This is a genomic window from Moorena sp. SIO4G3 (assembly GCF_010692305.1).
In the GTDB taxonomy this organism is placed as follows: Bacteria; Cyanobacteriota; Cyanobacteriia; order Cyanobacteriales; family Coleofasciculaceae; genus Moorena; species Moorena producens_A.
Genome location: NZ_JAAHIG010000577.1, coordinates 1 through 3,887, shown reverse-complemented (window position 1 = coordinate 3,887; position 3,887 = coordinate 1). Strand labels below are relative to the sequence as shown.

Annotated in this window: 6 protein-coding genes and 2 pseudogenes; 3 read left to right on the top strand and 5 right to left on the bottom strand. The window is 43.0% G+C overall.

Annotated features, from left to right (window positions below; all coding sequences use genetic code 11):
* Positions 1–198, bottom strand: a pseudogene (locus tag F6J99_RS43055) (hypothetical protein); the annotation flags it as partial.
* Positions 199–457: 259 nt separating this feature from the next.
* Here F6J99_RS43055 and vapB point away from each other — a divergent pair.
* Together vapB and F6J99_RS43045 are read left to right on the top strand one after the other, a co-directional pair.
* Entirely contained in the window at positions 458–694 is a 237-nt protein-coding gene (gene vapB, locus F6J99_RS43050; protein WP_293092941.1) for a type II toxin-antitoxin system VapB family antitoxin, read from the top strand.
* A complete protein-coding gene (locus F6J99_RS43045; protein WP_293123070.1) occupies positions 691–1,089 on the top strand; it encodes a type II toxin-antitoxin system VapC family toxin in 399 nt (132 codons plus the stop codon). Before vapB ends, F6J99_RS43045 begins: the two co-directional genes overlap by 4 nt.
* A gap of 234 nt (positions 1,090–1,323) precedes the next feature.
* Here the strand turns inward: F6J99_RS43045 and F6J99_RS43040 are convergent, their stop codons facing one another.
* Complete coding sequence (locus tag F6J99_RS43040; protein ID WP_293123067.1) at positions 1,324–1,986, bottom strand: Uma2 family endonuclease; 663 nt, start codon at positions 1,984–1,986, stop codon at positions 1,324–1,326.
* Here F6J99_RS43040 and F6J99_RS43035 point away from each other — a divergent pair.
* Positions 1,967–2,137 carry a hypothetical protein gene (locus F6J99_RS43035; protein WP_293123064.1) on the top strand — a complete coding sequence of 57 codons (171 nt, stop codon included), beginning with the start codon at positions 1,967–1,969 and terminating at the stop codon, positions 2,135–2,137. The two genes, F6J99_RS43040 and F6J99_RS43035, sit on opposite strands and share 20 nt — an antisense overlap.
* Positions 2,138–2,312: 175 nt before the next feature.
* Here F6J99_RS43035 and F6J99_RS43030 read toward each other — a convergent pair.
* The 3 genes and pseudogenes from F6J99_RS43030 to F6J99_RS43020 all read right to left on the bottom strand — a co-directional run bounded on the left by F6J99_RS43030 (position 2,313) and on the right by F6J99_RS43020 (position 3,720).
* Positions 2,313–2,762, bottom strand: a pseudogene (locus tag F6J99_RS43030) (DUF29 domain-containing protein).
* A 171-nt stretch (positions 2,763–2,933) separates the two neighbouring features.
* Entirely contained in the window at positions 2,934–3,509 is a 576-nt protein-coding gene (locus F6J99_RS43025) for a Uma2 family endonuclease (RefSeq protein WP_293123061.1), read from the bottom strand.
* A 73-nt stretch (positions 3,510–3,582) separates the two neighbouring features.
* The gene (locus F6J99_RS43020; RefSeq protein WP_293123059.1) at positions 3,583–3,720 is read right to left on the bottom strand and encodes a hypothetical protein; all 138 of its coding nucleotides are present in this window, start codon (positions 3,718–3,720) and stop codon (positions 3,583–3,585) included.
* Positions 3,721–3,887 lie beyond the last annotated feature (167 nt).

The following is a 3,887-nucleotide window of genomic DNA, read 5'->3' as shown; positions in this document are numbered from 1 at the left end:
GTGTTTAGGGAACAGCGGATCTGGGAACAGCGGATCTGGGAAAGAGTGGGGAGATGGGGAGATGGGGTGATGGGGTGATGGGGTGATGGGGTGATGGGGTGATGGGGTGATGGGGTGATGGGGTGATGGGGAGATGGGGAGATAGGGAGATAGGGTGATGGGGAAATGGGGAGAATACAGAATTTTATTGCTGATCAAACTCTTATTACAGCGTTCCCATGGCTGGTGAGGTACACCTGAGTCTTATAAGATAGGGGTTTCATTCCTGAATCTCTACCTCACGGGAGCTAGAAGCGCTGTATCGTTGAGAAAGTCCACCAGAGAGTTACCCAAAACAATCAGGAAGCTATCTCAACACATGTTTTAACAATCTGTGCTCAGTTGTTAGAGTATCTTGCTTCTTTTGCCCATTTTTTAATGTACAATAAATCCTGTACACTATTGGGATAAATTCACTATGGATTACGCCAAGTTATCGCAACACGGATACTCTCAAGAAGTGCGTCTACCGAAAAAATATAGAATGCCTGGGAAGCAGGTGAAAATATCCAGATATGGTCGCGGTGTGTTGCTGCAACCTATTGAAGAGGGGTTTGAAGATTTGTTTCAATCCCTGTCCATGTTTTCTGATGATTTTATGAAAGATGGACGCAACCAGCAGCCTGTTCAGGATCGTGGAACTATTTTTGAATGAAATACCTGCTTGATACCAACATTTGCATTTACATCATCAATCGCAGACCGGAACAGGTATTGAAACGCTTCCGCTCTGTTGAAGCCGGGGATGTAGCGGTTTCAGCTATCACTCTCTACGAGCTGCTCTACGGAGCATACAAAAGTGGTAAGCCAGCGCAAAACAAAGAGGCAGTACGTCTTTTTGTTTCACCCCTTGAAGTTTTGCCTTTTGATGAAGGGGCAGCAGATGTTTGTGGTAACCTGCGTGCCATCTTGGAAAGAAGTGGCGATGTTATTGGGGCAATGGATCTACAAATAGCCGCGATCGCACTTGTTTATAACCTTACACTTATTACTAACAACACAATAGAGTTTGAGCGTATCTGTGATCTTAAACTGGATAACTGGCTTTAGAAACCATAGGCTACGAGGTACACAGAATTTTTTCCCTCTTGCCTGCTCCCTAAAAAAATGTACCTCACCTAATTCAAAACCGCTATAATTGCCAATTATAGCGTTTTGCCTATAGCTTAATTAGAATCCCGACTCCCTCGGTGCCCTTGACCCGTAATTAAATTCGCCACGGGTCGCACCGCTCCCGACTCCCGATTCCCGACTCCCGATTCCCTACTCCCTACTCCCTACTCCCTACTCCCTAACTTGACTCTGTAATCCCTGCTGCAATATTTCTAAAACTTTCGCTAAGTTTCCGGCTAATAACGCAGCTTTATCTAACCATAATCCAGGGAAAATTTGTGAGCAAAGTATGCCCTCAGAATTGGCTTCCAGTTGAGTATAGTCCCCTTCAGTTAACCGAAACCAATCAAATTCACCATCATCAACTCGCCATACCAAATACTCTTGTACTCCATTACGGCGATAAACGTTTAATTTTTTGTGTAAATCAATAGAAACAGTGCTAGCCGCAATTTCTACGATTAACTCCGGCGCACCTTCTACATAATCATCCTCAGTAATGATTGATTGTCCATCTTGTTCTATTCTCAATAACGCATCAGGCTGCACTTCGTTATCATCATTGAGCCGAACAGTGGTGTTATCCAGTGTTTCTACTCCTGGCCTACTTGCTTCATAGGTTCCTAACCATGTCATAATCCGAGAATGGGGTTTGCCATGTTTTTTGGCTCGTACAGGAGATGCCATGTAAACAATTCCTTCAATTAATTCGGCTTTTTTCAAATCAGCCATAGCGGAATAGCGACGCTCAAATTCCGCAAGGGTTAGTTGATCCCCATTTTCTAAAGGAGGAATAGTGGGGTCCCGAGTAATTGTGGCAGTTGATGTGATCATTTTTGGCTCTACTTTCTTGTTATTTAACAGGGAACAGGGAACAGGGAACAGGGAACAGGGAATAGGGAAAGAGTGGGGAGATGGGGAGATAGGGAGATGGGGAGATGGGGAGATGGGGAGATGGGGAGAATGCAGAATTTTATTGCTGTAATTTAATTTTATTGGTGATCAAACTCTGATTAGCCAATTATAGCGTTTTGCTTGTAATAGCGTTTTGCCTGTAGCTTAAGTAGAATTCCGATTCCCGATTCCCGACTCCCGATTCCCGATTCCCGACTCCCGACTCCCGATTCCCGATTCCCAATTCCCAACTATTGAAAACTGATTTATTCCTTCGGCAACCATTCGATATCCAGTAATTGGTCAAGACAGTAGGGACATTCTGAAGGAAAAGTTATGGAATTCTGAGTTTTTATCTTCACAAATCCTAGGGCATCGTTATAAATAGAACTTAGTTCATCATCTAGATAATTACGGAGATTAGTCGTCAGCTTTCGTTTTAGTTGAATTCGGAAGTTATAGATTTCACCTTGCCAGTGAACTGCATTATAGTCAGATTCAGTTGTCCAATATTGCAGTAATAATAAATGACGGATAACTTGTTATAAAAGGCTAGCTACAGCATTTTTCTTCTCTCTCCCCAAATCCTCTAACTCCTCAATTAAGTTATCCCAATCTAGTTGATTAAATTCTTGGTTTTTCAGGAGTTTAATGGTTTCTTCTAGCCATTGGGCATCATCAATTTCGTAGAGATTTTTTAAATTTAAGCTATTCATGGTCAATTGTTCCTAAACATCGTAAGCATTCAGCTATCAGTTAATGCGCTACGCGCACGCTACGCGAACAGCTATCAGCGATTAGTTTGACCCGGTGGTGCGTTACGGGGCGGGCTGTTACAACCCGGGTGTTGAAGCGGAAAATAAGGGTGATCCCGCCCCTAACGCACCCTACCCAACTAGATCAAAAACTTCCGATACTTTCAAAGTAATATCTTTAAATCCAGGAGATAACACTAAATCATCACCCGAAAAGCTACCCACTTCTGTATAAGTATTTTCCGTCAGTTCTAAGACCAGGATAGTTTTAGTTTCTGGATCCACAATCCAGTATTCAGGAATGCCACAATCTTGATATTGGATTCTCTTAGCAATATAGTCTCGCTCTCGTTGTAATTCTCCTGGACTAACCACTTCAACCACTAATAAAGGCGGTGACATCGACAGGCGAATGGTATTACGCTTTGATAATTGTTGAATATGCTCTTCTCGGATAATGGTCAAATCTGGATAACGGTTTTTGGGTTCACCTCTAACTTCTAATTCTAATCCTTGACCCCGGACTCTACGATGACCTACCAGTAAAGCAAACTGAATCAATAAAAACGTAGCAATTTCAACATTAACTCCCGACTCTGGAGGCATTTCAATTAACTCGCCATTAAATAACTCATAGAATTTTTCAGAGTTATTATTATAGGATAAATACTCGTCAAAGCTTTGAAATTTTTGGGTCAGTTGTACCATCATACTTCACCTGTAAAGTCCGTGTAAGCATTCAGCTAATGCGCTACGCGCACGCTACGCGAACAGCTATTAGCTAACACACCCTAATTACTTTTTTGGATAATATAGCAATTCTATTTCCCATGAGGTACAAAGCGATGCAGCGCGGTCTTGGGGAGCCAGTGCGGTCTTGGGGGTTTCCCCCATGAGCAACTGGCGTGGTTCCCCCCATGAGCGACTGCATCAAGAAGGGATCCCCCTAAATCCCCCTTAAAAAGCTATGCATTAGTCACATCTTTCTTAACATAATGGGACTTGACACCAGAAGTGGTTTTGGGGGAAAGTAGAAGCCAAGTCTGTGCGATATCATGCAGTCGTCGCAGACCCGGCCATTGGGTT

Bases quoted from the DNA above. Each gene is read 5' to 3' on its own strand.
- vapB (WP_293092941.1), top strand. From the start codon at position 458: ATGGATTACGCCAAGTTATCGCAACACGGATACTCTCAAGAAGTGCGT.
- F6J99_RS43020 (WP_293123059.1), bottom strand. From the start codon at position 3,720: ATGGGGGGAACCACGCCAGTTGCTCATGGGGGAAACCCCCAAGACCGC.
- F6J99_RS43025 (WP_293123061.1), bottom strand. From the start codon at position 3,509: ATGGTACAACTGACCCAAAAATTTCAAAGCTTTGACGAGTATTTATCC.
- F6J99_RS43045 (WP_293123070.1), top strand. From the start codon at position 691: ATGAAATACCTGCTTGATACCAACATTTGCATTTACATCATCAATCGC.
- F6J99_RS43040 (WP_293123067.1), bottom strand. From the start codon at position 1,986: ATGATCACATCAACTGCCACAATTACTCGGGACCCCACTATTCCTCCT.